General features: G+C 61.8%; 22 protein-coding genes and 5 tRNA genes. 20 read left to right on the plus strand and 7 right to left on the minus strand.

All coding sequences use genetic code 11. From position 1 onward, the window contains the following. Positions 1 to 10 precede the first annotated feature (10 nt). Positions 11 to 1,144, minus strand: coding sequence for an aminotransferase class V-fold PLP-dependent enzyme (locus F8N82_RS05250; RefSeq protein ID WP_038994164.1), 1,134 nt, complete (start codon positions 1,142 to 1,144; stop codon positions 11 to 13). 72 nt (positions 1,145 to 1,216) lie between these two features. Here F8N82_RS05250 and F8N82_RS05255 point away from each other — a divergent pair, with 72 nt between their 5' ends. The 4 genes from F8N82_RS05255 to F8N82_RS05270 all read left to right on the plus strand — a co-directional run bounded on the left by F8N82_RS05255 (position 1,217) and on the right by F8N82_RS05270 (position 4,194). Next, positions 1,217 to 1,855, plus strand: a complete 639-nt coding sequence (locus F8N82_RS05255) for a TetR/AcrR family transcriptional regulator (RefSeq protein WP_038994165.1) — start codon at positions 1,217 to 1,219, stop codon at positions 1,853 to 1,855. A gap of 127 nt (positions 1,856 to 1,982) precedes the next feature. Then, positions 1,983 to 2,951: a GTP 3',8-cyclase MoaA gene (locus F8N82_RS05260; protein ID WP_038994166.1), complete on the plus strand. Its 969-nt coding sequence runs from the start codon at positions 1,983 to 1,985 to the stop codon at positions 2,949 to 2,951. A gap of 66 nt (positions 2,952 to 3,017) precedes the next feature. Continuing rightward, positions 3,018 to 3,623: a DUF4823 domain-containing protein gene (locus F8N82_RS05265; protein ID WP_038994167.1), complete on the plus strand. Its 606-nt coding sequence runs from the start codon at positions 3,018 to 3,020 to the stop codon at positions 3,621 to 3,623. 10 nt (positions 3,624 to 3,633) lie between these two features. Beyond that, positions 3,634 to 4,194, plus strand: a complete 561-nt coding sequence (locus F8N82_RS05270; RefSeq protein WP_038994168.1) for a DUF1285 domain-containing protein — start codon at positions 3,634 to 3,636, stop codon at positions 4,192 to 4,194. 120 nt (positions 4,195 to 4,314) lie between these two features. Here the strand turns inward: F8N82_RS05270 and F8N82_RS05275 are convergent. Both F8N82_RS05275 and F8N82_RS05280 read right to left on the minus strand, forming a co-directional pair. Next, positions 4,315 to 4,390 (minus strand) — tRNA-Asn (locus F8N82_RS05275). Between the two features lie 62 nt (positions 4,391 to 4,452). Continuing rightward, positions 4,453 to 5,649, minus strand: coding sequence for an amino acid aminotransferase (locus F8N82_RS05280; protein WP_038994169.1), 1,197 nt, complete (start codon positions 5,647 to 5,649; stop codon positions 4,453 to 4,455). A gap of 308 nt (positions 5,650 to 5,957) precedes the next feature. Between F8N82_RS05280 and uvrB the strand changes: the two genes are divergently transcribed. Continuing rightward, on the plus strand, positions 5,958 to 7,973 hold the full coding sequence (gene uvrB, locus F8N82_RS05285; RefSeq protein ID WP_038994170.1) for an excinuclease ABC subunit UvrB: 2,016 nt from the start codon (positions 5,958 to 5,960) through the stop codon (positions 7,971 to 7,973). A 35-nt stretch (positions 7,974 to 8,008) separates the two neighbouring features. Here the strand turns inward: uvrB and F8N82_RS05290 are convergent, their stop codons facing one another. Together F8N82_RS05290 and F8N82_RS05295 are read right to left on the minus strand one after the other, a co-directional pair. After that, the gene (locus F8N82_RS05290) at positions 8,009 to 9,499 is read right to left on the minus strand and encodes a DHA2 family efflux MFS transporter permease subunit (RefSeq protein ID WP_191626754.1); all 1,491 of its coding nucleotides are present in this window, start codon (positions 9,497 to 9,499) and stop codon (positions 8,009 to 8,011) included. 49 nt (positions 9,500 to 9,548) lie between these two features. Continuing rightward, the gene (locus tag F8N82_RS05295; protein WP_038994172.1) at positions 9,549 to 10,598 is read right to left on the minus strand and encodes an HlyD family secretion protein; all 1,050 of its coding nucleotides are present in this window, start codon (positions 10,596 to 10,598) and stop codon (positions 9,549 to 9,551) included. Positions 10,599 to 10,742: 144 nt separating this feature from the next. Between F8N82_RS05295 and gltX the strand changes: the two genes are divergently transcribed. The 10 genes from gltX (at position 10,743) to F8N82_RS05345 (ending at position 16,617) form a co-directional block, all read left to right on the plus strand. Next, on the plus strand, positions 10,743 to 12,224 hold the full coding sequence (gltX, locus tag F8N82_RS05300; RefSeq protein WP_038994173.1) for a glutamate--tRNA ligase: 1,482 nt from the start codon (positions 10,743 to 10,745) through the stop codon (positions 12,222 to 12,224). A gap of 279 nt (positions 12,225 to 12,503) precedes the next feature. Further along, positions 12,504 to 12,579: transfer RNA gene (locus F8N82_RS05305), tRNA-Ala, on the plus strand. A gap of 79 nt (positions 12,580 to 12,658) precedes the next feature. Further along, positions 12,659 to 12,734, plus strand: a tRNA-Glu gene (locus F8N82_RS05310). 53 nt (positions 12,735 to 12,787) lie between these two features. After that, positions 12,788 to 12,863, plus strand: a tRNA-Ala gene (locus F8N82_RS05315). 44 nt (positions 12,864 to 12,907) lie between these two features. Continuing rightward, a tRNA-Glu gene (locus F8N82_RS05320) sits at positions 12,908 to 12,983 on the plus strand. A gap of 177 nt (positions 12,984 to 13,160) precedes the next feature. Continuing rightward, a complete protein-coding gene (locus F8N82_RS05325; RefSeq protein WP_038994174.1) occupies positions 13,161 to 13,700 on the plus strand; it encodes a TetR/AcrR family transcriptional regulator in 540 nt (179 codons plus the stop codon). 28 nt (positions 13,701 to 13,728) lie between these two features. Beyond that, positions 13,729 to 14,562, plus strand: coding sequence for an alpha/beta fold hydrolase (locus tag F8N82_RS05330; protein ID WP_038994175.1), 834 nt, complete (start codon positions 13,729 to 13,731; stop codon positions 14,560 to 14,562). 44 nt (positions 14,563 to 14,606) lie between these two features. Beyond that, positions 14,607 to 15,047 (plus strand): acyl-CoA thioesterase, encoded by a 441-nt coding sequence (locus F8N82_RS05335; RefSeq protein ID WP_038994176.1) that lies wholly within the window; start codon positions 14,607 to 14,609, stop codon positions 15,045 to 15,047. A 49-nt stretch (positions 15,048 to 15,096) separates the two neighbouring features. Beyond that, entirely contained in the window at positions 15,097 to 16,056 is a 960-nt protein-coding gene (locus F8N82_RS05340) for a tRNA dihydrouridine synthase (RefSeq protein WP_038994177.1), read from the plus strand. A gap of 114 nt (positions 16,057 to 16,170) precedes the next feature. Further along, positions 16,171 to 16,617, plus strand: coding sequence for an Hsp20 family protein (locus F8N82_RS05345; protein ID WP_010223248.1), 447 nt, complete (start codon positions 16,171 to 16,173; stop codon positions 16,615 to 16,617). A gap of 388 nt (positions 16,618 to 17,005) precedes the next feature. On the opposite strand, the gene F8N82_RS05350 is transcribed toward F8N82_RS05345, so the two are convergent. Then, positions 17,006 to 20,302, minus strand: coding sequence for a sensor domain-containing protein (locus F8N82_RS05350; RefSeq protein ID WP_038994178.1), 3,297 nt, complete (start codon positions 20,300 to 20,302; stop codon positions 17,006 to 17,008). A gap of 61 nt (positions 20,303 to 20,363) precedes the next feature. Continuing rightward, complete coding sequence (locus tag F8N82_RS05355) at positions 20,364 to 21,248, minus strand: LysR family transcriptional regulator (protein ID WP_038994179.1); 885 nt, start codon at positions 21,246 to 21,248, stop codon at positions 20,364 to 20,366. Between the two features lie 130 nt (positions 21,249 to 21,378). Between F8N82_RS05355 and leuC the strand changes: the two genes are divergently transcribed. From leuC to asd, 5 genes are all read left to right on the plus strand, one after another. Further along, positions 21,379 to 22,812: a 3-isopropylmalate dehydratase large subunit gene (leuC, locus tag F8N82_RS05360; RefSeq protein WP_038994180.1), complete on the plus strand. Its 1,434-nt coding sequence runs from the start codon at positions 21,379 to 21,381 to the stop codon at positions 22,810 to 22,812. Continuing rightward, the gene (gene leuD / locus F8N82_RS05365) at positions 22,809 to 23,453 is read left to right on the plus strand and encodes a 3-isopropylmalate dehydratase small subunit (RefSeq protein ID WP_038994181.1); all 645 of its coding nucleotides are present in this window, start codon (positions 22,809 to 22,811) and stop codon (positions 23,451 to 23,453) included. The genes leuC and leuD overlap by 4 nt, the downstream gene beginning before the upstream one ends. A 38-nt stretch (positions 23,454 to 23,491) precedes the next feature. Beyond that, positions 23,492 to 24,256 carry a class I SAM-dependent methyltransferase gene (locus F8N82_RS05370; protein WP_038994183.1) on the plus strand — a complete coding sequence of 255 codons (765 nt, stop codon included), beginning with the start codon at positions 23,492 to 23,494 and terminating at the stop codon, positions 24,254 to 24,256. Between the two features lie 53 nt (positions 24,257 to 24,309). Further along, positions 24,310 to 25,392, plus strand: coding sequence for a 3-isopropylmalate dehydrogenase (gene leuB / locus F8N82_RS05375; protein WP_038994185.1), 1,083 nt, complete (start codon positions 24,310 to 24,312; stop codon positions 25,390 to 25,392). A 68-nt stretch (positions 25,393 to 25,460) separates the two neighbouring features. Next, positions 25,461 to 26,573, plus strand: coding sequence for an aspartate-semialdehyde dehydrogenase (gene asd / locus F8N82_RS05380; RefSeq protein WP_010223256.1), 1,113 nt, complete (start codon positions 25,461 to 25,463; stop codon positions 26,571 to 26,573). The last annotated feature ends 173 nt before the right edge of the window (positions 26,574 to 26,746 follow it).

A 26,746-nucleotide genomic window follows, 5' to 3' on the forward strand; every position in this document is an offset into this window, starting at 1 on the left:
TGCTGAGCACTCATCGCTCTGCGATCTGCCGCACAATGGCCAGAGTTTCGTCGATTATCTGTTTAGGTGTGTAGAAATGCGGGGAAAATCGCACGCCGGGGCCCCGTGTAATGCACACCACCTGTTCTTGCTTGAGCCGCTGATAAACTTGCGCGTTCTCGACACCCTCAACGCTGAAGGAAACAATCCCCGAGCGGCGCAGCGGATCCTGCGGGCTGTGCACGCGGACCCCGGGGATCGCTGCCAGGCCCTCGTTGAGCCATTGCACCCGTTGCAGTAGCGCTGCTGCCACCTGATCCATGCCCACTTCTTCGAGCAGCGCCAGGCTGGCCTCAAGCGCCGCTGCACCGAGCATGTTCGGGCTGCCGCATTCAAAGCGTCGGGCGCTATGGGCGGGTTGCCATTCACTGCGCGTGTAGTCGCCCATGTGTTCGAGCATATGCCAGCCGTACTCGCTGAGCTTGAGCAGCGGGCGCACCTCGGCGCGGCAATAGAACACCCCCAGGCCTTCCGGGCCGAGCATCCATTTATGCCCGTCAGCCATGGCAAAGTCGCACTGGTAGGCCTGTACGTCGAAGGGCAGGGCGCCCAGTTGCTGGATGGCGTCGATGCAGAACAGTACTTCCCGATCACGACAGCCTTGGCCCAGGCGCACCAGGTCAAGGCGCAAACCGCTGGCGAACTGCACGGCGCTGATCGCCAGCAGGCGCACCTTGGGGCCGCAGGCAGCGAGCAAGGCGCCTTCCGGGTCGCTGCCCTTGAGGCTCACCTGGATAACGCTGACGCCTTTGTCGGCCAGGGCTTCCCAGACGATCCGGTTGGATGGGAATTCTTCGTCGCTGATGACGATCTGATCGCCGGCCTGCCAGTCGATACCGAAGGCGACGAAAGAAAGCGCCTCGGAGGTGTTTTTGACCAGGGCAATGTCATCCGTCGACGGTGCATTCGTCAGGCGCATCAGGCGTTCACGTAAACGTTGCTCCATGGCCATCCAGTCCGAATAGTCCCTTGCACCGAGTAAAACGTTCTCGCTGGCGAAACGTGAAACCGCCTGGCAGGCGCGTTTCGGCCAGGGTGCCACGGCAGCATGGTTCAGATAGCGAAGCCCCGGGGCCTGTTCAAACTCATCAAGAAACATAGACATGGTTGGATGATCCGTGCATTTTTGCGCAAGTTAGGCATAATAACCGGCTTCGATTTTGATCCAGTCCTTCTTATGCAGAAAGAACCTCGTAAGGTCCGTGAGTTTCGTCGCCGTGAGCAAGAAATTCTCGATACCGCGCTCAAGCTGTTTCTCGAACAGGGTGAAGACAGTGTCACCGTCGAGATGATCGCTGATGCCGTCGGTATCGGCAAAGGCACGATCTACAAGCACTTCAAATCCAAGGCGGAGATCTACCTGCGCCTGATGCTCGACTACGAGCGCGATTTGAACGAACTGCTGCACTCTGCCGACGTCGACCGCGACAAGGAAGCCCTGTCGCGCGCCTACTTCGAATTCCGCATGCGTGATCCGCAGCGCTACCGCCTGTTCGACCGCCTCGAAGAGAAGGTGGTCAAGGGTAACCAGGTACCGGAGATGGTCGAGGAGCTGCACAAGATCCGCGCCTCCAACTTCGACCGCCTGACCCTGCTGATCAAGGGCCGCATCAGCGAAGGCAAGCTCGAGGACGTGCCGCCGTACTTCCACTACTGCGCCGCCTGGGCGCTGGTGCATGGGGCCGTGGCGCTCTATCACTCGCCGTTCTGGAGCAATGTCCTGGAAGATCAGGAAGGCTTCTTCCAGTTCCTCATGGATATCGGCGTGCGCATGGGCAACAAGCGCAAACGCGACCCGGATAACGCCGGTAGCTGAGACATTCAGCCAAACCATGGCGCTACTGGGATTGGGTGCCGAGGAATATACTCAGGTATGAGGCTTGCAAAAACCTGATTTTTGAGTCAGGTTTTGCAGGCCCGATTCACCCATGCCGGAGTCACCCATGATCGTCGACCGCCAAGGCAGGCGTTTTCGCAATTTGCGTGTCAGCCTGACGGCTGCCTGCAACTACGCCTGTACCTATTGTGTGCCGGACGGCAAGCGTCTGGTGGCGGCCCAGGACGAGCTCTCGGCCGAGGCCATGGCCCGTGGTGTGGCTTACCTGATAGAGGCTGCCGGCATCGAGCGGGTGCGCGTCACCGGTGGCGAGCCGCTGGTCAGCCCGAAGCTGGAAACTTTCCTCAGCGCCATTGCCAATCTTGGTCTGGATGAAATCAGCCTGACCACCAATGGCCAGTTGCTCGCGCGCAAGCTGCCTTTGCTGCGCGCGGCGGGTATCCGCCGCCTGAATGTGTCCCTCGACACCCTTGACCCGGACGCTTTCCGGCGCATTGCCCGTGGCGGCGACCTGGCCAGCGTGCTTGATGGCATGAGCCAGGCCAGCGCCGCCGGTATGCAGATCAAGGTCAACATGGTGCCTTTGCGCGGGCAGAACTTCGACCAGGTCGTGCCGCTGCTGGAGTATTGCCTGGCCCATGGCTACGAGCTGCGGTTCATCGAGCTGATGCGCATGGGCCACCTGGCTCGCGACAGCAATGCCTTTTTGCAACAGTTCGTCAGCCTTGAGCACCTGCTGCAATTGATCGGCGAACACTACGAGTACCTGCAGGCCAACGCACCGGTGGATGCCACCGCCTTGCGCTATCAGATCCCGGGGCAAGGCTATTTTGGCGTGATCGCCAACGAGAGCGTGCCGTTCTGCCGCACCTGCTCGCGTTTGCGCCTGTCGTCCACCGGCTGGCTGCATGGTTGCCTGTCGTCGAGCAACCGTCACTATATCGGCGACCTGCTCGACAAACCGCGCCATCAGGCCTTGCCGGCGCTACAAGGGTTGCTGGTCAAAGCCCTGGGTGACAAGCAGCCGGTGGCATTTTCCGGTGGTGCGACGGTGATGAAGATCATTGGTGGCTAAGACTGGCGCAAAAGCTGCATCTGTCAGCTGTTCGCCGGTTTTCCGTCACCGGCCACTGGAGGATAGATGCGTAGCCTGGTTTTGCTGCTGGCGCTGATGGCGCTGGGCGGCTGCATGAATGTCAGCGATATGGGCGAGGGTGCCCGTTATCACATGAGCGATGCCGGTCTGCTCGATCACAGCGACACCCGTCGTTCGCTGTCGGTGCGCCTGCAGCCTGATTCATTCATTTACATTGGCCAGGGTGCCTTCGTGCCGCCGGGCAAGGGTCCGTATCCGCGCCCCAACGTGGTGGCTGAACAAGCCTTCAATGGCTTTATCGAGTATTTCCCCATGGTCCGCCGTGCCCCGGCACCATTGGGTCTGGAGCAGGCATTGATCGAGGCGCGTGAAGTTGGCGCGCATTACCTGTTGTACACCCGTTTTGCCCGCACCGACGATCGCATCGGCAATGGCGATGAGTGGTATGACGAGCAGGCGGTTGATCGGATGGGCATCGATACCGGCGTGGTGCAGCTGATGCTGATTGAAACCAGCACCCGCTACCTGATCGACACTGCACGTATCAAAAGCCGCGGCGGTTTGCTGACGTTCCACGACAACAAGCCGGAAGATTTGCTCAGGCCCCCGCTTGAAGATTACGCTCGTAGTTTGTTGGGCATGAGTCGTTAAGGAGAGGGTGATGCAAGACACCGGCAAGGCCAATGATCTGCTGGCGCAGATTCCCAAGGCAGAAAAGGGCCTGCCACCCGTGCATCTGTGGAACCCGGATTTTTGCGGCGACATCGACATGCGCATCGCCCGCGACGGCACCTGGTACTATCTGGGCACGCCGATCGGGCGCAAGCCGATGGTGCGCTTGTTCTCGACCATCATCCGCCGCGACGGTGATGACTACTTCCTGGTAACGCCGGTGGAAAAGGTCGGCATCAAGGTCGATGACACGCCCTTTGTCGCGGTCAGCCTTGAAGTGCAGGGCGAAGGCGAGCAGCAGTTGCTGCGCTTTACCAGTAATGTCGACGATCAGGTCGAGGCCGGCCCCGAGCATCCGCTGCGCTTTGAAATCGATGCGCAAACCCAGGAGCCTTCGCCGTATGTGCACATGCGCAGCAACCTCGAAGCGCTGATCCACCGCAACGTCTTCTACCAGTTGGTCGAGCTGGCGGTGCCCAGGCAGATCGATGGCCAGCAATGGCTGGGCGTCTGGAGTGGCGGCTGCTTCTACCCCATCGGCCGGACTTGATCGGTCGCCCGGTTTGCCCTGGTGGGCGACCGGGCATCCTTGGCAGGGGTGGTGCGATTTACTGTGTCAGAAACGAAAAAACCTCCAGTGCTCAGGGCAACTGGAGGTTTTTCTGGTGTTTGGCTCCGCGACCAGGACTCGAACCTGGGACCCAATGATTAACAGTCATTTGCTCTACCGACTGAGCTATCGCGGAATCTGTGGCGTATCTTACTGATTGCTAAGGGGAAGTCAAGCCTTCCCCATGCAATTCAGTAATTACAGAACCTCAACGATCGCCTTGGTCACCACATGGATGTTGCTTTGGTTCAGCGAGGCGACGCAGATGCGACCGGTATCCAGAGCATAGATACCGAACTCGTTCTTCAAGCGAGCGACCTGCTCAACGGTCAGGCCCGAGTAGGAGAACATGCCGCACTGGCGACCGACGAAGCTGAAGTCCTGCTTGGCGCCGTACTCGGCCAGCAGCTCGACCATCTGCTTGCGCATGCCGTGGATACGCAGACGCATCTCGGCCAGTTCGTCTTCCCACATCTTGCGCAGCTCTGGGCTGTTGAGCACGGTGGCGACGATGGTGGCGCCGTGGGTCGGCGGGTTGGAGTAGTTGGTGCGGATTACGCGCTTGACTTGCGACAGCACGCGCGTCGCCTCTTCCTTGGACTCGGTGACGATCGACAGGGCGCCAACGCGCTCGCCGTACAGCGAGAAGGATTTGGAGAACGAGCTGGAAACGAAGAAGTCCAGGCCCGACTCGGCGAACAGGCGTACCGCGGCGGCGTCTTCAGTGATGCCAGCGCCAAAGCCCTGGTAGGCCATGTCGAGGAACGGCACGTGACCTTTGGCCTTGACCACGTCGAGGACGTTCTTCCAGTCTTCCGGAGTCAGGTCGACGCCGGTCGGGTTGTGGCAGCAGGCGTGCAGTACAATGATCGAGCCGGACGGCAGGGCGTTGAGGTCTTCGAGCATGCCGCTGCGGTTGACGTCATGGGTGGCGGCGTCGTAGTAGCGGTAGTTCTGTACCGGGAAACCAGCGGTTTCGAACAGTGCGCGGTGGTTTTCCCAGCTCGGGTCGCTGATGGCGACCACGGCGTTTGGCGACAGCTGCTTGAGGAAGTCGGCACCGATCTTCAGGGCGCCGGTACCGCCGACGGCCTGGGTGGTGATCACACGACCGGCGCTCAGCAGTGGCGACTCGGCACCGAACAGCAGCTTCTGCACGGCCTGGTCGTAAGCGACGATACCGTCGATCGGCAGGTAACCGCGGGAAGCGTGCTGGGCAGCGCGCTGGGTTTCGGCTTCGATCACTGCGCGCAGCAGTGGGATACGCCCTTCTTCGTTGCAGTAAACACCTACACCCAGGTTGACCTTGTTGCTACGGGTATCGGCGTTGAAAGCTTCGTTGAGGCCCAGAATGGGATCGCGTGGTGCCAGCTCGACAGCGGAAAACAGGCTCATTATTACCTTGGCTCTGAATGGAGAGTGGAAGAGGTCGCACGCTCCAGTCGCTTGCACTAGAGCGGTGCACAAACGGGGAGTCAGTATAGTGATACCGGTCGGTCACGGCGACAGTCTGTCGCAGCTTTTCCTGCTGTTTGGCCGAATATTTTTCGACCGTTAGTCGATTTGACCGGTCCATAGTCAGAAATGCCCACAACACTGAGTTGAAACTGGCGCTCCGGCCCTTAAATTCGGTATAACTACTGTCTATAAATACAGTTGCCCGCGCCAGCGATGAAACCATCGCGATCACACAGAGGTTTGTCATGTCCGAGTTCCAGCTCGTCACCCGTTTCCAGCCGGCCGGCGACCAGCCCGAGGCCATTCGCCTGATGGTCGAAGGAATCGAGGCGGGCCTTGCGCACCAGACCCTGCTCGGGGTGACCGGCTCGGGCAAGACCTTCAGCATTGCCAACGTGATCGCCCAGGTGCAGCGCCCAACCTTGGTGCTGGCACCCAACAAGACCCTGGCGGCGCAGCTGTATGGCGAGTTCAAGTCGTTCTTCCCGAACAACGCCGTCGAGTATTTCGTTTCCTATTACGACTACTACCAGCCAGAAGCCTACGTGCCGTCCTCGGACACCTTCATTGAGAAGGACGCCTCGATCAACGACCATATCGAGCAGATGCGTCTGTCGGCGACCAAGGCGCTGCTGGAGCGCCGTGATGCGATCATCGTCACCACGGTTTCCTGCATCTATGGCCTGGGCAGCCCGGAAACCTACCTGAAGATGGTCCTGCACGTGGACCGCGGCGACAAGCTCGACCAGCGCGCGCTGCTGCGCCGCCTGGCCGACCTGCAGTACACCCGCAACGAGATGGACTTTGCCCGCGCCACCTTCCGCGTGCGCGGCGATGTGATCGATATCTTCCCGGCCGAATCGGACCTGGAAGCCATCCGCATCGAGCTGTTCGACGACGAGGTGGAAAACATCGCCGCTTTCGATCCGCTGACCGGCGAGGTGATCCGCAAGCTGGCGCGCTTCACCTTCTACCCCAAGAGCCACTACGTGACCCCGCGCGAGACTCTGCTCGAGGCAGTGGATGGCATCAAGGAAGAGCTGGCCCAGCGCCTTGAGTACCTGCACAAGGCCAACAAGCTGGTCGAGGCCCAGCGCCTGGAGCAGCGCACCCGCTTCGACCTGGAGATGATCCTCGAGCTGGGTTACTGCAACGGCATCGAAAACTACTCGCGCTACCTGTCCGGGCGTCCGGCCGGGGCGCCGCCACCGACCCTCTACGACTACCTGCCGGACGATTCGCTGCTGGTAATCGACGAATCCCACGTCAGCGTTCCGCAAGTCGGCGCCATGTACAAGGGCGACCGCTCGCGCAAGGAAACCCTGGTCGAGTACGGCTTTCGCCTGCCTTCGGCGCTGGACAACCGGCCGATGCGTTTTGACGAGTGGGAAAACGTCAGCCCGCAGACCATCTTCGTCTCGGCGACCCCGGGCAATTACGAGGCCGAACATGCGGGTCGCGTGGTTGAGCAGGTGGTGCGCCCCACCGGCCTGGTCGACCCGCAGGTCGAAGTGCGCCCGGCCACTACCCAGGTCGACGATCTGCTCTCGGAGATCCGCAAGCGCGTGGCCGTAGAAGAACGCGTGCTGGTCACCACCCTGACCAAGCGCATGGCCGAGGACCTCACCGACTACCTGGCCGATCACGACGTGCGGGTGCGTTACCTGCACTCGGACATCGATACCGTGGAGCGGGTAGAGATCATCCGCGACCTGCGCCTGGGCACCTTCGATGTGCTGGTGGGTATCAACCTGCTGCGTGAAGGTTTGGACATGCCCGAGGTGTCGCTGGTGGCGATTCTCGATGCCGACAAAGAGGGCTTCCTGCGTTCCGAGCGCTCGCTGATCCAGACCATCGGCCGTGCGGCGCGTAACCTCAATGGCCGGGCGATCCTCTATGCCGACAACATGACCGGCTCCATGCAGCGGGCAATTGGCGAGACCGAACGGCGCCGTGACAAGCAGGTCGCCTTCAACGCCGCCAATGGCATCGTGCCCAAGGGTGTGGTCAAAGACATCACCGACATCATGGAAGGCGCCAACGTGCCCGGCTCGCGCAGCAAAAAGCGCAAGGGCATGGCCAAGGCGGCAGAGGAGAGCGCCCGTTACGAAGCCGAACTGCGTTCACCGGGCGAGATCGCCAAGCGCATCAAGCAGTTGGAAGAGAAGATGTACCAGTTGGCGCGGGACCTGGAGTTCGAGGCGGCGGCGCAGTTGCGCGACGAGATTACTGCACTGCGCGAACGGATGATTACCGCCTGAAGGCCCTATCGCTGGCAAAGCAGGCCCAATACAGGTCAATGCGCTTCCCCGGCCTTCAACCCCTGCGGCAATTTGCGCGTCATCACCACCGCCACCATGCTGATCGCCAAACCGATGCCGACAAAATGGAAGGCGTCGTTATAGGCCATGATCATCGCCTGTTGGTGGGTAATTTCACTCAGCTTGCCCAGCGCCGCGGTATCGCTGCCCAGTCGCTCCGCCAGTTGCGCCAGACGCTCGGCGACCTGCGGGTTGCTCGGCACGATCGACTCGCGCAGGTAGTCGAAGTACACCTTGGTCCGCGCATCCAGCAAGGTTGCCAGCAAGGCGATACCGATGGCACCGCCCAGGTTGCGCAGGATGTTGAACAGGCTTGAAGCCGAGCCGGCATCCTGGGGCTGGATATACGCGGTGGCAATCAACGAGATGGTCACCATGATCATCGGCTGGCCGAGGGCGCGGATGATCTGGATGTGGTTGAACTGCTCGCCGGCAAAGTCCGGGTTGAGCACCCCAGAGCTGAAACTGGCCAGGCCGAACAGGCCGAAACCCAGGGTGCAGAGAATCTTCGGCGAAATCACCTTCATCAGCTGCGGCACCAGCGGAATCAGGAATAGCTGCGGAACCCCCATCCACATGATCACTTCGCCGATCTGCAGGGCGTTGTAGTTCTGGATCTGCGCCAGGTACAGCGGCAGCAGGTAGATCGAACCGTACAAACCCACCCCCATCCCCAGGCTGGCAATGCTCGACAGGCCGAAGTTGCGGTTGCCGAGGATACGCAGATTGATCAGCGGGTTTGGCTTGGAAAACTGCAGGATGACGAAGCTGATCAGGCTGAGCAGGGCGATGCTGCCCAGGGAGACGATCAGGCTCGACTCCAGCCAGTCCTTGCGGTGGCCTTCCTCGAGGAACACCTGCAGGCAGCCAAGGCCGACGCCAAGGGTAAGGATGCCGGCATAGTCGGTGCTTTTCAGCAGCTCCCAGTGGGCTTCTTTCTTTTCCAGGCCGTACAGCAAGCCGCCGATCATGATCAGCCCCGGCGGGATGTTGATATAGAAGATGTACTCCCAGCCCCAGTTCTCGGTCAGCCAGCCGCCCAGGGTCGGGCCAATCGACGGGGCGAAGGTGGCGGTCATGGCGAACATCGCCATGCCCTTGGCGCGGTGGTGTTCCGGCAGTTTTATCAGGGTCAGGGTGAAGGCCAGGGGGATCAGCGCGCCGCCGGTAAAACCCTGCATGGCGCGGAAGATGATCATGCTCTCAAGGTTCCAGGCCATGGAGCACAGCAGCGATGAGGCCAGAAAACCCAACGACACCCAGACCGCCAGGCGCCGCGCCGAGAGCAGCTGCACCAGCCAGGCGGTGAGTGGGATCATGATGATCTCCGCTACCAGGTAGGAGGTGGAGATCCACGAGCCTTCCTCCAGGGTCGCCGACAGGGCGCCCTGGATGTCCTTGAGCGAGGAGTTGGTGATCTGGATGTCGAGCACCGCCATGAAGGCGCCGAGCATCACGCTCATCACCGCGATCCAGTCGCGCCGGCTGGGTTCGCCGGCGGGACGGATCAACTGATCACCGGCCATGGTCGGCGTTGTCGCGGATGTCGACGGTGGCGGTCACCGACATGCCTGGGCGGATCTTGCCGTGCAGCGGGTTGTTGGCGGCGAAGGTCAGTTTCACCGGGATGCGCTGCACCACCTTGGTGAAGTTGCCGGTGGCGTTGTCGGGTGGCAGCAGGCTGAACTGGGCGCCGGAGGCGGCGAACAGGCTGTCGACCCGCGCCTCGATCGGCGTGTCCGGGTAGCTGTCGAACAGCAGTTCGGCCTTCTGCCCAGGCTGCATGTGGCCGATCTGGGTTTCCTTGAAGTTGGCCTGAATCCAGATGTCTTCATCGGGGACGAGCGACAGCAGGTAGGCGCCGGCCTGGACCACCTGGCCATTACGCGCGGCACGCTGACCGACGATGCCGCTGATCGGTGCGTGGATTTCACTGCGGGTCAGGTTCAGTTCGGCCTGGGCCAGGTCGGCGCGGGCGTTGACGATCTGCGCATCCAGGCGCTTGATCTCGGCGGCCAGGGCGTTGACCTGCTGGCGCTGGCCTTGCAAGTCGGCCTGGGCCTTGCTCACCTGGGAGCGGGCGACGTGGTTCTCGGCCGACAGCGTGGTGACCCGTTCTTCCGAGACAAAGCCCGGTTTGCGCAAGGCTTCGGCGCGGTTCAGGTCCAGTTGTGCGCGGCCGAGGGTGGCCTGGTTGGCGGCGACCTGGGCTTGCCCGGCGGCAATCAGGCTGGCTTGCTGGGTGAGCCGGCTTTCAGCCTGCAGGCGCTCGGCTTCGCGGGTATCGAGGGCGGCGCGGGCGCGCTCCACGGCCAGACGAAAATCCTCTGGCTCAAGGCGCACCAGCAGGTCGCCCTTGGCCACGTGCTGGTTGTCCTGCACCAGTACTTCGTCGATACGCGCGCTTAGCTGGCTGGAAACCCGGGTTATTTCGCCCTGCACATAGGCGTTGTCGGTGCTTTCATAGAAGCGTCCCTTGAAGTACCAGTGGGCAAGGAAGGCGAGGGCAATCAGCAGGACAAGGGCAAGAAAAACCAGTAGGCGACGCTTGAGTTGAGCAGGCATAGGGACGATCGTTCTAAAAATGTAAGCAAATTTAACAGTGTTTGGATCCGTGCTTACAAGTGCCGATCGCGCCCATTGCTGGAGCCCGATGCCCGCTCCCTGTTAACATCCAGCCTTTGTTTCATCTCTAGTTCGAGACTGTCCATGACCACCGTTCGCACGCGTATCGCGCCTTCGCCTACTGGCGATCCCCACGTCGGCACCGCTTACATCGCCCTGTTCAACTACTGCTTTGCCAAGCAGCACGGCGGCGAGTTCATCTTGCGTATCGAAGATACCGACCAGCTGCGCTCGACCCGCGAGTCGGAACAGCAGATCTTCGACGCCCTGCGCTGGCTCGGCATCGAGTGGAGCGAAGGTCCGGACGTCGGCGGCCCGCACGGCCCGTATCGGCAAAGCGAGCGCGGTGACATCTACAAGCAGTACGCCCAGCAACTGGTCGACCTTGGTCACGCCTTCCCGTGCTTCTGCACCGCCGAAGAGCTCGACCAGATGCGTGCCGAGCAGATGGCCCGCGGTGAAACCCCGCGCTATGACGGTCGGGCCTTGCTGCTGTCGGCTGAAGAAGTCCAGCGCCGCCTGGCTGCGGGCGAGCCGCACGTGATCCGCATGAAAGTGCCGAGCGAAGGCGTCTGCGTGGTACCTGACATGCTCCGTGGCGACGTCGAGATCCCGTGGGACCGCATGGACATGCAGGTGCTGATGAAGACCGACGGCCTGCCGACCTACTTCCTGGCCAACGTCGTCGATGACCACCTGATGGGCATCACCCACGTACTGCGCGGCGAAGAATGGCTGCCGTCGGCGCCCAAGCTGATCAAGCTGTACGAGTACTTCGGCTGGGAACAACCGACCCTGTGCTACATGCCGCTGCTGCGTAACCCGGACAAGAGCAAGCTGTCCAAGCGCAAGAACCCGACCTCGGTAACCTTCTACGAGCGCATGGGCTTCATGCCCGAAGCCATGCTCAACTACCTGGGCCGCATGGGCTGGTCGATGCCGGACGAGCGCGAGAAGTTCTCCCTGGCCGAGATGGTCGAGCACTTCGACCTGTCGCGGGTTTCCCTCGGCGGGCCGATCTTCGACATCGAGAAGCTGTCGTGGCTCAATGGCCAGTGGCTGCGCGAGCTGCCGGTGGAAGAGTTCGCCGCGCGCCTGCACAAGTGGGCGTTCAACAGTGACTACATGATGCAGATCGCGCCGCACGTGCAGGGCAGGGTAGAGACCTTCAGCCAGGTCGTGCCGTTGGGCGGCTTCTTCTTTGAAGGTGCGCTCAAGCTCGATGCCAAGCTGTTCGAGAGCAAAAAACTCTCGGCCGACCAGGTACGCCAGGTCATTCAGCTGATCCTGTGGAAGCTCGAAAGCCTGCGTCAGTGGGAAAAAGAGCGGATCACCGGTTGCATCCAGGCGGTCGTCGAAGCCCTGGAGCTGAAGCTGCGTGATGCCATGCCGCTGATGTTCGCCGCCATCACCGGCCAGGCCAGCTCGGTCTCGGTGCTCGATGCCATGGAAATCCTTGGCCCGGACCTGACCCGCTACCGCCTGCGCCAGGCTCTGGACCTGCTCGGTGGTGTGTCGAAGAAAGAAAACAAAGAGTGGGAAAAGCTGTTGGGCACCCTCACCTGATTGCCTGACCTTGGTAAAACTTCGTGGGGCAAGCCCGCTCCTACCTGATTTGTAGGAGCGGGCTTGCCCCGCGAAGAGGCCCGCAAACCCCTGTAAAACCGGGGTGTTTCCTTCGGTCGGGCGGTAAGTGTTTGTTATCTCGGAAATTTTTTTTGAATTTTGTTGAAAATATATTTGACAGGTTCGCCATCCGATCTTAATATGCGCCCCGTCCACAGCGATGAACGAAAACGAAACGCGAAGCACCCAGCCAAGCGATTCAGTTCAAAGCGACATTGTGGGGCTATAGCTCAGCTGGGAGAGCGCCTGCATGGCATGCAGGAGGTCAGCGGTTCGATCCCGCTTAGCTCCACCAAATTCCGATTCGTAGTCAGCTAGACTGACTGCGAAATCAACCGGGTTCCAGCGACCGGGTTGGTAAGGTAAGAAGGTTCGTCCCCTTCGTCTAGTGGCCTAGGACACCGCCCTTTCACGGCGGTAACAGGGGTTCGAGTCCCCTAGGGGACGCCAGTTTTACACAAGCGACATCGAAAGAGGTCGCTGGGCCGCGAGGCTAAAAATCTGGGGCTATAGCTCAGCTGGGAGAGCGCCTGCATGGCATGCAGGAGGTCAGCGGTTCGATCCCGCTTAGCTCCACCAATTTTGCCAGGATTCGTGAAAACGGATCTGCACGAAGGTTACAAGTCCCCTTCGTCTAGTGGCCTAGGACACCGCCCTTTCACGGCGGTAACAGGGGTTCGAGTCCCCTAGGGGACGCCATTTTACCCACTTTGTGGGATTTCAAGGCTCATTCGATTATTGAATGAGCCTTTTGTTTTTGTCTCGAAAAAACTTCCCCCAACCTTTCATTACCTGAAGCGACAAGCGGCGGCAATTTCTGCTTGCTAAAAAATATTATGAGAATAATATTCTAACCATAATATTTTGGAGGCGAGCATGAACGACAAAAAGGCCAAGACCCGCGAACGGATTCTCGATGCAGCCTGCAGCGCGCTGATCCAGCACGGTCCGGCCGAGCCCAGTGTCAATCAGGTGATGGGCGCCGCCGGTCTGACCGTCGGTGGCTTCTACGCCCATTTCGATAGCAAGGATGCGTTGATGCTCGAAGCCTTTCGCCAGTTGCTGGGCGAACGTCGGGCATTGCTCGCCGAAGTCGATCCGAACATGACGGGCGAGGAGCGCCGGGCCCTGGTTGCCGCCTTCTATCTGTCGCGCAAGCACCGCGACGCCACCGAGCGCGCCTGCCCGTTGCCGACCTCACTGGGCGAAATGGCGCGCCTGCCGGAGGCCTTTCGTGAGGTGCTGGCCGAACACATCGAACTGATGATGGCCAATCTCGCCGACAGCCCCGAAGACGCCGACAAGGTCCTGGCCGACATGGCCCTGATGATCGGTGGCCTGGCCCTGGCCCGGGCCCTGGGCACTGACGAGCTGTCTGACCGCATTCTGCGCGCCGCCAAATCGGCGGTTGTCTGAACCACGCGATATCCACCGGAGCGAAGCGATGAATACCTTGAGCTGGATTCGTAGCGTTAACGGCACCCTCGGGCATTTGGCGCCAGAGCATGTCGCGCGCAAGATGCGCCGCGCCTTCATGACCCCGCGCAACCGGCCGCCGCGGGACTGGGAACTGCCGCTGCTGGCCCGCGCCGAGCGCATCACCTTGCGTTTCGGCCTCTCGGCACTGCGCTGGGGCCAAGGCCCGACCGTGCTGCTGATGCACGGTTGGGAAGGGCGCCCGACCCAGTTCGCCCATCTGATCGACAGCCTGGTCGACGCCGGTTACACCGCCGTGGCCCTGGAAGGCCCGGCCCATGGCCACTCACCGGGCAACGAAGCCAACGTGGTGCTGTTCGCCCGTGCCTTGCTGGAAGCCGCCGCCGAACTGCCGCCGCTCAAGGCCGTGGTTGGCCATTCCATGGGTGGCGCCAGCATGCTCCTGGCCTTGCAGTGGGGCCTGCGCGCCGAAGTGGCGGTGAGCATCGCCGCACCGGCGCAGTTGCTTGGCGTTATCCGCGGTTTCGCTCGCCACCTGGGCATGCCGGCGCGGGCGCGGGCGGCGTTCATCCGTCAGATTGAACGCGATGTCGGCGTGCAGATTTCCCGCCTGGATGTCAGCGGCTACCAACTGGAGCTGCCCGGCTTGATCGTGCATGCCGAGGACGACCAACTGGTACCGGTAGACGAATCAGACGCTATCCACCGTGCCTGGTTCGACAGCCGTCTGCTGCGCCTGCCCGACGGCGGCCATCTGCGGGTGCTGGCCGACCCGCAACTGCGCGAAGGGGTGCTGGCACTGCTGCAACGCAGCAGTTCACCGGCGCGGCAATCGGCCTGAGCATCCGGTACACTCTGCCCGTTCACCACGGATCTGGAGCGGGCATGAGTTGGGACCTGGCAACACCGTTCATCATCGACCTGCGGGTCGCTGCCGACGATATCGACGGCCTCGGCCACGCCAACAACGCGGTTTACGTCACTTGGCTTGAGCGCTGCGCCTGGCGCCACTCCCAACGCCTGGGCCTGGACCTGACCGAGTACCGGCGCCTGGACCGGGCCATGGCCGTGGTCCGCCACGAAATCGACTACCTGGCCGCTGCCTACGAAGACGACGAGTTGCAACTGGCAACCTGGATCGTCGACTGGGACCAGCGGCTGAAAATGACCCGGCACTTCCAGCTGGTTCGTCCCAGCGACGGCACCACCTTGCTGCGTGCGCAAACCACCTTCGTCTGCATCGAGTTATCCACAGGGCGGCCCAAGCGCATGCCGGGTGAGTTCATCGACGGCTATGGGCCGGCGCTGATGGCCGGAGCGCTGTAGGCCGCGGATTTTGCTAGACTGCCGGCCTTTTCCAGCCGAGATGCAACCCATGCAAATTGCCCTGGCCCCGATGGAGGGGCTGGTCGACGACATTCTTCGCGACGTACTGACCCAGGTGGGCGGCATCGACTGGTGTGTCACCGAGTTCATTCGGGTCTGCGACCGCCTGTTGCCGGCGGCGACCTTCGAAAAGCTCGCGCCGGAGCTGAGCCAGGGTGCCCGCACTGCTGCCGGGGTGCCGTTGCGGGTGCAATTGCTCGGTTCCGACCCGGTGTGCCTGGCCGAAAACGCGGTGCTGGCCTGTGAACTGGGCGCGCCGGTGATCGACCTCAATTTTGGTTGCCCGGCCAAGACCGTCAACAAGTCGCGGGGCGGGGCGGTACTGCTCAAGGAGCCGGAGCTGCTGCACGCGATCTTGCGTGAAGTGCGTCGCGCGGTGCCTGCGCATATCCCGGTCACGGCCAAGATGCGCCTGGGCTTCGACAGCCCCGACGGCGCCCTGGACTGCGCCCGGGCCTTGGCCGAAGGCGGCGCCGAGCAACTGGTGGTGCACGCGCGGACCAAGGTCGACGGCTACAAGCCGCCGGCCCATTGGGAGTGGGTGGCGCGGGTGCAGGAGGTGGTCAAGGTACCGGTGTATGCCAATGGCGAGGTCTGGACCCTGGAAGACTGGCGGCGTTGCCGCGAAGTCAGCGGCGTCGAAGACATCATGCTGGGGCGTGGCCTGGTTTCGCGCCCGGACCTTGCCCGGCAGATTGCCGCCGAACGCGATGGCGTCGAATTCGTGCCCATGGACTGGCAGGGCTTGCTGCCGCTGATCCAGGACTTCTGGGGCCAGGCCCGCGCGCAGATGACCCCGCGCCAGGCGCCGGGGCGTTTGAAGCAATGGGTGGCGATGCTGACTCGCACTTATCCCGAGGCAGTGGCGCTGTTTACCGAATTGCGCCGGGAAACCGACTGTGATCGGGTCGGGCAGTTGATCGGTGTACCGGTCAGCGAGGCGGCCTGAAAAATTTTTGCAGGGTTGCTTGAAAAGCAGGCGAGGGTCCTTATCTAGGGAGTACGCGATGCCGAAGTCGGGTCGCGCTACTACACAACCTCGCTGATTTTCAGGAGATGCATCATGACTACTGCTTTTTCTCTGGCTCCACTGTTCCGTCATTCCGTGGGTTTCGACCGTTTCAATGATCTGTTCGAATCTGCGGCGCGTAACGAGGCGGGTAGCAGCTACCCTCCCTACAACGTTGAAAAACATGGCGATGACCACTATCGAATCGTCGTTGCTGCGGCAGGTTTCCAGGAGCAGGATCTGGACCTGCAGGTGGAAAAAGGCGTCTTGACCGTGACTGGCGGCAAGCGTGACAGCAACGCTGAAAGCGTTACCTATCTGCATCAGGGCATTGCCCAGCGGGCGTTCAAGTTGTCGTTCCGGTTGGCTGACCATATCGAGGTCAAGGCGGCTGGTCTGGCTAATGGGCTGCTCAGCATCGATCTGCTGAGGATTGTGCCGGAAGAGGCCAAGGCCAAGCGGATTCCGATCAATGGGGATGGCAAGCCTGCTCTGAATTGATTGTTGTTTGTTTAGGAAAGGGTGCCTTCGGGCACCCTTTTTTTTGGCTCTGAGATTTTGGTGTTGATCCGGTTGATTTGTTGGTGCTGAGGCACCTTTGCGCCCTTACGGCGGCTTACTTTTTTCAGTCGAAAAAAAAGTAAGCAAAAATTCTCGCCCCACCAGGGGCCCTACGCTGCGCTTCGGGTTCCCTCGCTACGGTGTCACTACAGGGCATTGCGAACTACGAGTTGCAAGCAACTCTACGTTTCGCAACTTCGGCTACGCCGAAGGTGCTGCGCACTAGCCCCTTCGCAACACCTCCACTCGGCCCTTCTGGTTAACGGGGCCGGTAGATCAAGATCACAAGCAGATCAAGAGCACAATTCGCGTTGCTCTTGTGGGAGCTTCAGTAGCCTGCCGGCGCTTCAAGCAACATTGCCCGAAACTCCCCCAGCGGCAACGGCCGGCTATGCAGGTACCCCTGGTACAAATGGCACCCCAGCCGTTCAAGAAACTCCAGTTGCTCCGACAATTCCACCCCTTCGGCAATCACCGCCAGTTCCAGGCTGCGGGCCATGGCCACGATCGCCCGGACGATCTCGGCGTCGTTGGGGTCCAGCGGCGCATCGCGGACGAAGGACTGGTCGATTTTCAAGGCATCCACCGGCAGGCGTTTGAGGTAGGTCAGCGAGGAGTAGCCGGTACCAAAATCATCCATGGCAAAGCTCACGCCAAAGGCCTTGAGCTCGCGCATTTTGCTGATGGTGTCTTCCAGGTTCTGGATGACGATGCCTTCGGTGATCTCCAGTTTGAGGATCTTGTGTGGCAGGCGGAAGTCGTCGAGGCTGCGCATCACCCGTTCGACGAAGTCGTTCTGGCGGAACTGCCGCGGGCTGATGTTCACGCACAGGCTGAAGTCGTTCGGGTCGATCAGGCCGTCGCGCAGCATGCCGGCACAGGCGTCGCAGGCTTCGTCGAGGATCCAACTGCCCACTTCCAGTATCAGCCCGCTTTCTTCCAGCACCTGGATGAACTGCGCCGGCGGCTGTTGACCCAGTTGCGGGTGGTGCCAGCGCAACAGCACTTCGGCACCGACGATGCGGTTGTCGCGGGCATCGACCTGGGGCTGGAAGTGCAGCGCCAGTTCGCCGCGGGCCAGGGCCAGGCGCAGGTCGTTTTCCATACGCAGGCGCTCGCTGGCGGCCTTTTGCATGGTGGTGTGGAACATCTGGGTGGTGTTGCGCCCGGAGTCCTTGGCCCGGTACAGGGCGATATCGGCACGTTTGAGCAGGTCGGCCGGGGTCGAGCCGTGGTCGGGGATCAGGGCTATGCCGATGCTCGGCGTCACCTGCAGGCGCTGGCCGTCCAGTGACATCGGCTCGGCCAGCAGTTCGCGCAGGGTGTCGGCCAGTTCGCGGACTTTTTCCGTGACTTCCTCACGGCTGCCTTCCAGGCCGCTGAGCAACACCACGAATTCATCGCCGCCCAGGCGCGCGACGGTGTCTTCCAGGCGCACGCTGGCTTCCAGGCGGGCGGTGATAATTTTCAGCACCGTGTCGCCGACCGGGTGGCCAAGGGAGTCGTTGATGTGCTTGAAGTGATCGAGGTCGAGAAACAGCAGGGCGCCACGCAGGTTGTGGCGCTTGAGCAGGGCAATCTGCTGGCTCAGGCGGTCCATCAGTAGGGCGCGGTTGGGCAGGTTGGTCAGCGGGTCGTGGTAGGCCAGGTGGCGGATTTGCGCCTGGGCATTCTTCAACTGGCTGACATCGCGGGCGGTGAGCAGCAGGCACTCGGTTTCGTTGAGGTTGATCGGCTCGATCGACACTTCGACGGTAAGGATGTCGCCGCGCTTGTTGCGTCCGAGCATCTCCCGGTGATGCACGCGGCCTTTGTCCTGGAATTCGTTGAGCAGTGCGGTGCGTTGCTTGTCGTCGGCCCAGATGCCGATTTCGTGCACGGTCTGGCCAATCACTTCGGCGGCGCTGTAGCCGGTCAGGCGGCAGAAGCCGTCGTTGACTTCCAGGTAGCGGCCGCTGTCGCGCTCGGTGATGGTGATGGCGTCGGGGCTTGAATGGAACGCCTTGGCGAATTTCTCTTCGCTGGCCTTGAGCGCCGCTTCGGCGCGCTGTTGCTGGGTAATGTCGCGCAGGGTGGTGACGCTGCAGGGTTGGTTGTCGACCTTGATCAAGCGGCTGGAAATCACGCAGGTCAGCGGCTGCCCGTCCTTGTGGTTGACCACCACGGCGACGTTGTTCAGGGCCTGGTCGCGGATCACCCGTTCAATGCGTCGGGCGCGTTCGGCAGATTCGGCCCACAGGCCGATCTGTTCGGCGGTGTTGCCCAGCACCTGCTCGGCGTTCCAGCCAAATACCTGGGTAAAGGCCGGGTTGATCTCGATGAACTGGCCGCTGTCCTGGCGGGTCACGCAGATCGGGTCGGGGCTGGCCTGGAACAGGCTGGCGAACTTTTCTTCCGAGCTGGTCAGGCGTTGTTCGCGTTCGACCTGGTCGGTGATGTCCAGCAGGGTGCCGGCCATGCGCAGCGGGTTGCCCTGTTCGTCGCGGTACAGCCGGGCGCGGCTTTCGATGTAGCGCGAGCTGCCGTCTTCCATCTGGATGCGATAGGTGATCTGGTAATTGCCGGCCGGGCCTTCGCGCAGGCTGCGATAGGCCTGGCGCATGGTGCTGCGCTCCATTTCCGGCACGCCTTCGAAAAAAGACTCGAAGGATTCGTGAAAGGGCACCGGCTCAAGGCCATGCAGTTCGGCCGCACGTGCCGAGCCATAGAGCATGCCGCTGGGGATGTGCCAGTCCCAGGTACCCAACTGCGCCGAGTCCAGGGCCAGGTCCAGGCGTTCCTGGCTGTCCTTGAGCGCCTGTTCTGCGCGTTTGTGTTCGCTGGTGTCGACGAAGGTGCTGAGCAGATAGGCGGTACCTTCCAGTTCGATGTTCTGGGTGCAGAGGATGCCGTCGTGAATTTCGCCGCTGCTGCCGCGAAACTGCACTTCGAGGGTCACCGGGCCGCTGGTGCCGCTGGTCGCCGCCAGCACCTGGTTGCGCTGCTGCGGATGGACCCACAGGCCCAGCTCCAGGGTGCTCTTGTTGATGATCTGGTGGCCTGGCCAGCCGAGGATCTTCTCGAAGTGCTGGTTGACCTCGTAGATCCTGCCGTCGGCGCGGCGGGTCAGCAGGATCACATTGGGGCTCAGGTGGAAGAGGGTGGCAAAGCGCTTTTCCGAGTTGATCAGCGCTGCTTCCCGATCTCGCTGGCGGGTGATCTCGCGGATCACCCCGACCATCTGCCGCCGGCCGTTGCGGTCCGTGGTCATGCTGCCGTTGATTTCCAGCCAGTGCAGGCTGCCGTCGGGCCAGCGGATGCGATGGCGCAAAGCTTGTTCCACCGGCTCGCCATTGACCACCGCATGAAACGCCTGCAGGGCGCGGGGGCGGTCTTCCATGGGCACCAGTTCGAGGTAGTCCAGGTCGTTGGGCAGTGGCTGGTGCGGGTCGAAGCCGAATAGCGCCTGGGTGCCGCGCGACCAGCTGATCTGCCCGGTCTCGACATCCCAGAACCAGGCGCCCAGGCGCGCACCGTTAAGCGCCGCCAGCAGTTGCGGGGCGTTTTCCCAGGTTTGCTCCGATTCCTGGGGGTCCGCTGCATGAATACGGGGCATGCGCGGAAAACGGTTTGCTGATTTGGGCATCGATACCAGACCTTTGGCAGATAACGCGTCCTTGAGTGGGCAGGTTTGCCCGGGTGCTACCTCAGTGGTTCAAGGGGCTTGCATGGCTTTCGAGCAATGCCATAAAGGCCCTGGCGGCATTCGATAACGTTCGTTCGGTGTGCAGAATGTAGCCTAGCTGGCGCGACAGTTGTATGCCCGGCAAGGCGATGGGCGCAACCTGCTCATCGAGCATAGTACGTGGCAGTACGCTCCAAGCCAGGCCGATGGAAACCATCATCTTGATGGTTTCCAGGTAGTTGGTGCTCATGGCGATGTTCGGGGTCAGGCCCTGGGCTTCGAACAGGCGCTGGACAATATGGTGTGTGAAAGTGTTACCGCCGGGGAACACCGCCGGATGGTGGGCAATGTCGGCCAGGCTGACCGCGCCTTTGCGCGCCAGCGGGTGTTCGGGGGCGGCGACGAAGTCCAGGGGGTCGTCCCATACCGGCACGGCGCGCACCAGGTGGTGTGGCTCCGGGGCCAGGGTGATGACGGCGATCTCCGCGCGGCCATGGAGGATTTCTTCGTAGGCAACTTCTGAATCGAGAAACTGGATATCCAGCGCCACCGCCGGGTACTGGCGGGTAAAGGCTCTTAACAGGGGCGGCAGGCGGTGCAGGCCGATGTGATGGCTGGTGGCCAGAGTCAGGCGCCCGCTGACTTCCCCGGTGAGGTTGGTCAGGGCCCGGCGGGTGTCGTCCAGCACATTGAGGATCTGGTAGGCGCGCGGCAGCAGGGCGCGTCCGGCCTCGGTCAGGTTGACCTCGCGGCCGAGGCGGTCGAACAGGCGCACATCCAGTTGTTGCTCAAGGCCGGCGATGCGTTTGCTGATCGCCGGCTGGGTCAGATGCAGGCGCTCGCCCGCCCCGGAAAAGCTGCCAGTCTCGGCAATGGCAATAAAGGCATTGAGGTTGGCCAGGTCCACTACTCAGATTCCTTTTGGTTATCCAAAGCATAAAAATTATGAATTTGAGTTATTCAATCTACCGGCATAGCATCGCCCGTACAAGCCAAGGGGTTATTGGCATAGAAAGACGCTGATGAGGAACAGTCTGATGGCCGGCAAAACGCTTTACGACAAGCTCTGGGATTCGCATTTGGTCAAGCAGCGCGACGATGGTTCGGCGCTGATCTACATCGACCGTCACATCATCCACGAAGTGACGTCGCCGCAAGCCTTCGAAGGCCTGCGCCTGGCCAATCGCAAACCCTGGCGCATCGATGCCAACATCGCCACGCCTGATCACAACGTGCCGACCACTGCGGAGCGCAAGGGCGGTATCGACGCCATTGTCGACCAGGTCTCGCGTTTGCAGGTTCAGACCCTCGATGAAAACTGCGACGAGTATGGCATCGTCGAATTCAAGATGAATGACGTGCGTCAGGGCATTGTCCACGTCATCGGCCCGGAGCAGGGCGCGACCTTGCCGGGCATGACCGTGGTCTGCGGCGACTCGCACACCTCCACCCACGGTGCCTTCGGCGCCCTGGCCCACGGTATCGGCACCTCCGAGGTCGAGCATGTGCTCGCCACCCAGTGCCTGGTGGCCAAGAAGATGAAGAACATGCTGGTGCGCGTCGAAGGCAAATTGCCGTTCGGCGTCACTGCCAAGGACATCGTCCTCGCGGTGATCGGCAAGATCGGCACCGCGGGCGGCAACGGCCATGCCATGGAATTCGCCGGCAGCGCCATTCGCGAGTTGTCGGTCGAAGGGCGCATGACCATCTGCAACATGTCCATTGAAGCCGGTGCCCGGGTTGGCCTGGTGGCTACCGATGAAAAGACCATCGCCTATGTCAAAGGCCGCCCTTATGCGCCCAAGGGCGAGCAGTGGGACATGGCCGTGCAAGCCTGGCAGGACCTGGTCTCCGATGCCGACGCCGTGTTCGATACGGTGATCGAGCTGGACGCTGCGCAGATCAAGCCGCAGGTCAGCTGGGGTACTTCGCCGGAAATGGTCCTGGCCGTTGACCAGCGCGTGCCGGACCCGGCCGCCGAAGCCGACCTGGTCAAGCGTGGCTCGATCGAGCGCGCCTTGAAGTACATGGGCTTGAGCGCTAACCAGGCGATCACCGACATCCAGCTTGACCGGGTGTTCATCGGCTCCTGCACCAACTCGCGTATCGAAGACTTGCGCGCCGCTGCCGAGATCGCCAAGGGCCGCAAGGTTGCCGCGACCATCAAGCAGGCGATCGTGGTGCCGGGCTCGGGCCTGGTCAAAGCCCAGGCCGAGAAAGAAGGCCTGGACAAGATTTTCCTCGAAGCGGGCTTCGAGTGGCGTGAGCCGGGTTGCTCGATGTGCCTGGCGATGAACCCCGACCGCCTGGAGAGTGGCGAGCATTGCGCCTCCACCTCCAACCGCAACTTTGAAGGCCGTCAGGGCGCCGGTGGCCGTACCCACCTGGTGAGCCCGGCCATGGCCGCCGCCGCCGCCGTTACCGGTCGTTTTGTCGATGTACGCGAGTTGATCCAAGGGAGCGCAGCATGAAAGCCTTTACCCAGCACACCGGCCTTGTCGCGCCATTGGACCGTGCCAACGTCGACACCGACCAGATCATTCCCAAGCAGTTCCTGAAGTCGATCAAGCGCACCGGCTTTGGCCCCAACCTGTTCGATGAATGGCGCTACCTGGATGTCGGTCAGCCGTACCAGGACAACAGCAAGCGCCCGCAGAACCCGGATTTTGTGCTGAACCATGCGCGTTATCAAGGTGCCAGCGTCTTGCTCGCCCGCGAGAACTTCGGTTGCGGTTCGAGCCGTGAACATGCGCCGTGGGCTCTGGAAGAATATGGCTTTCGCAGCATCATTGCGCCGAGCTACGCCGACATCTTCTTCAACAACAGCTTCAAGAACGGCTTGCTGCCGATCATCCTCAGCGATGAGGAAGTCGACGAGCTGTTCAAGCAGGTTGAAGCCGACCCTGGCTATCAATTGAACATCGACTTGCAGGCGCAGACCGTGACCCGCCCGGACGGCAAGGTGCTGAGCTTCGAGATCGACGCGTTTCGCAAGCATTGCCTGCTCAACGGCCTGGATGACATCGGCCTGACCTTGCAGGATGGCGATGCGATTGCCACGTTTGAAGCCAAGCATCGGGCTAGCCAGCCTTGGTTGTTTCGTGATGCTTGATTGATGCCAATCGCGGGGCAAGCCCCCAGGAGATCCAGATGACCAGCACCACCCATAAGGACGTCGTCCAGCGCCAGTTCGGTGAGCAGGCCAGCGCCTACCTGAGCAGCGCCGTGCACGCCCAGGGCAGTGAATTTGCCCTGTTGCAGGCAGAGCTTGCCGGCAAAGGCCGTGCACGCCTGCTGGACCTTGGCTGTGGCGCTGGCCATGTGAGTTTCCACGTTGCCCCGCTGGTGCGCGAAGTGGTGGCCTACGACCTGTCGCAGCAGATGCTCGACGTGGTTGCCGCCGCGGGCGCCGAGCGCGGTTTCGAGAACATTGTCACCGAGCGTGGCGCCGCCGAGCGCCTGCCGTTCGCCGATGCTTCGTTCGATTTCGTCTTCAGCCGTTACTCGGCGCACCACTGGAGCGACCTGGGCCTGGCGCTCAGGGAGGTGAAGCGGGTGCTCAAGCCCGGTGGCGTGGCGGCCTTCATCGACGTGATGTCGCCAGGCAGCCCGCTGCTCGACACCTACCTGCAGAGCGTCGAAGTGCTGCGCGACACCAGCCATGTGCGCGATTATTCGGCCAGCGAATGGCTGCAGCAGGTCAGCGAAGCCGGCCTCTTCACTCGCAGCCACAGCCGCCAGCGCCTGCGCCTGGAGTACAGCTCCTGGGTCGAGCGCATGCGCACCCCCGAGGTGATGCGCGGCGCCATCCGCCAATTGCAGCAGGCGATGGGCGAAGAAGTACGCCAGTATTACCAGATTGAAGCCGACGGCTCGTTCAGCACCGATGTCGTGGTGCTCTGGGCCGAACGCTAGGTTTTTTTCGGCAGGCCAACAGGGCGTGCCGCTTGAATTGAATAGAGGAAAGCATGAGCAAGCAGATTCTGATTCTTCCAGGTGATGGCATTGGTCCGGAAATCATGGCCGAGGCGGTCAAGGTTCTGGAACTGGCCAACGACAAGTTCCAGCTCGGTTTCAGCCTGGAGCACGACGTGATCGGTGGCGCCGCCATCGACAAGCACGGCGTGCCGCTGGCCGACCAGACCCTGGAGCGTGCACGCAAGGCTGACGCCGTGTTGCTCGGCGCTGTTGGCGGGCCGAAGTGGGACAAGATCGAGCGCGACATTCGCCCCGAGCGCGGCCTGCTGAAGATCCGTTCGCAACTGGGCCTGTTCGCCAACCTGCGCCCGGCAATCCTTTACCCGCAACTGGCCGACGCTTCGTCGCTCAAGCCGGAGATCGTCGCTGGCCTGGACATCCTCATTGTTCGCGAACTGACCGGCGGCATCTACTTCGGCGCGCCCCGCGGCACCCGCGAGCTGGAAGGCGGCGAGCGTCAGTCCTACGACACCCTGCCATACAGCGAGAGCGAAATCCGCCGTATTGCCCGGGTCGGTTTCGACATGGCCCGCGTGCGCGGCAAGAAGCTCTGCTCGGTAGACAAGGCCAACGTTCTGGCTTCCAGCCAGCTGTGGCGGGAAATCGTCGAGGAAGTGGCCAAGGACTATCCGGACGTCGAGCTCAGCCACATGTACGTCGATAACGCCGCCATGCAGCTGGTGCGGGCACCCAAGCAGTTCGATGTGATGGTCACCGACAACATGTTCGGCGACATCCTGTCGGATGAAGCTTCCATGCTCACCGGCTCCATTGGCATGCTGCCATCAGCGTCGCTGGATGCCGACAACAAGGGCATGTACGAGCCTTGCCACGGCTCGGCACCGGACATCGCCGGCCAGGGCATCGCCAACCCGCTGGCGACCATCCTGTCGGTGTCGATGATGCTGCGTTACAGCTTCAACCAGCAGGCGGCAGCCGAGGCCATTGAAAAGGCCGTCAGCCTGGTGTTGGATCAGGGGCTGCGCACCGGCGACATCTGGTCGCACGGTTGCAGCAAGGTAGGTACGCAGGAAATGGGCGACGCAGTAGTCGCAGCGCTGCGGAATCTGTAATCTCTCGGGCCCGCTGCTGTTTTTCCTTGTGAAGCAGCGGCCCACTTTTTAGCAAAGGTGTAGTTGCGATGAAACGTGTAGGTCTGATCGGTTGGCGCGGTATGGTCGGTTCCGTGCTCATGCAGCGGATGCTGGAAGAGCAGGATTTTGATCTTATCGAGCCGGTGTTCTTCACCACCTCCAACGTCGGTGGCCAGGGTCCGGCAGTGGGCAAGGATATTGCTCCGCTCAAGGACGCTTACAGCATTGAAGAGCTCAAGACCCTCGATGTGATCCTGACCTGTCAGGGCGGCGACTACACCAACGAAGTATTCCCCAAGCTGCGCGAAGCCGGCTGGCAGGGCTACTGGATCGACGCCGCCTCCAGCCTGCGCATGCAGGATGACGCGGTCATCGTCCTCGACCCGGTCAACCGCAAGGTCATCGACCAGCAGTTGGACGCCGGTACCAAGAACTACATCGGCGGCAACTGCACCGTCAGCCTGATGCTGATGGGCCTGGGCGGCCTGTTCGAAGCCGGCCTGGTCGAGTGGATGAGTGCCATGACCTATCAGGCAGCATCGGGTGCCGGCGCGCAGAACATGCGTGAGCTGATCCGCCAGATGGGCGCTACCCACGCCGCTGTGGCCGATGACCTGGCCAACCCGGCCAGTGCCATCCTCGACATCGACCGCAAGGTCGCCGAGGCCATGCGCAGCGAAGCCTATCCGACCGAGAACTTCGGCGTGCCGCTGGCCGGCAGCCTGATCCCGTGGATCGACAAAGAGCTGCCTAACGGCCAGAGCCGTGAAGAGTGGAAGGCCCAGGCCGAGACCAACAAGATCCTCGGTCGCTTCAAGAGCCCGATCCCGGTCGACGGTATCTGCGTGCGCATCGGTGCCATGCGTTGCCACAGCCAGGCGCTGACCATCAAGCTGAACAAGGACGTGCCGATTGCCGACATCGAAGGCATGATCAGCCAGCACAACCCTTGGGTGAAACTGGTGCCGAACCAGCGTGAAATCAGCATGCAGGAGCTGAGCCCGACCAACGTCACCGGTACCCTGAACATCCCGGTGGGTCGCCTGCGCAAGCTGAACATGGGTTCCCAGTACCTGGGCGCCTTCACCGTCGGTGACCAGCTGCTGTGGGGCGCGGCCGAGCCGCTGCGGCGCATGCTGCGGATCCTGCTGGAGCGTTGATCGCTGCGTTGTGTTGAACCGAAGCCCGTGCTGGAAACAGCGCGGGCTTTTTTGTGGGTGGCCCATCGCGGGGCAAGCCCGCTCCTACAGGATGGATGAACGCTGTGGGAGCGGGCTTGTCCCGCGATTCAGGTGTCCCGCGCGGGAGAATCCAAGTAAAGTGCCGCTCCCGC

Origin of the sequence: Pseudomonas fluorescens, from assembly GCF_902497775.2 — a bacterium.
Classification (GTDB): domain Bacteria; phylum Pseudomonadota; class Gammaproteobacteria; order Pseudomonadales; family Pseudomonadaceae; genus Aquipseudomonas; species Aquipseudomonas putida_F.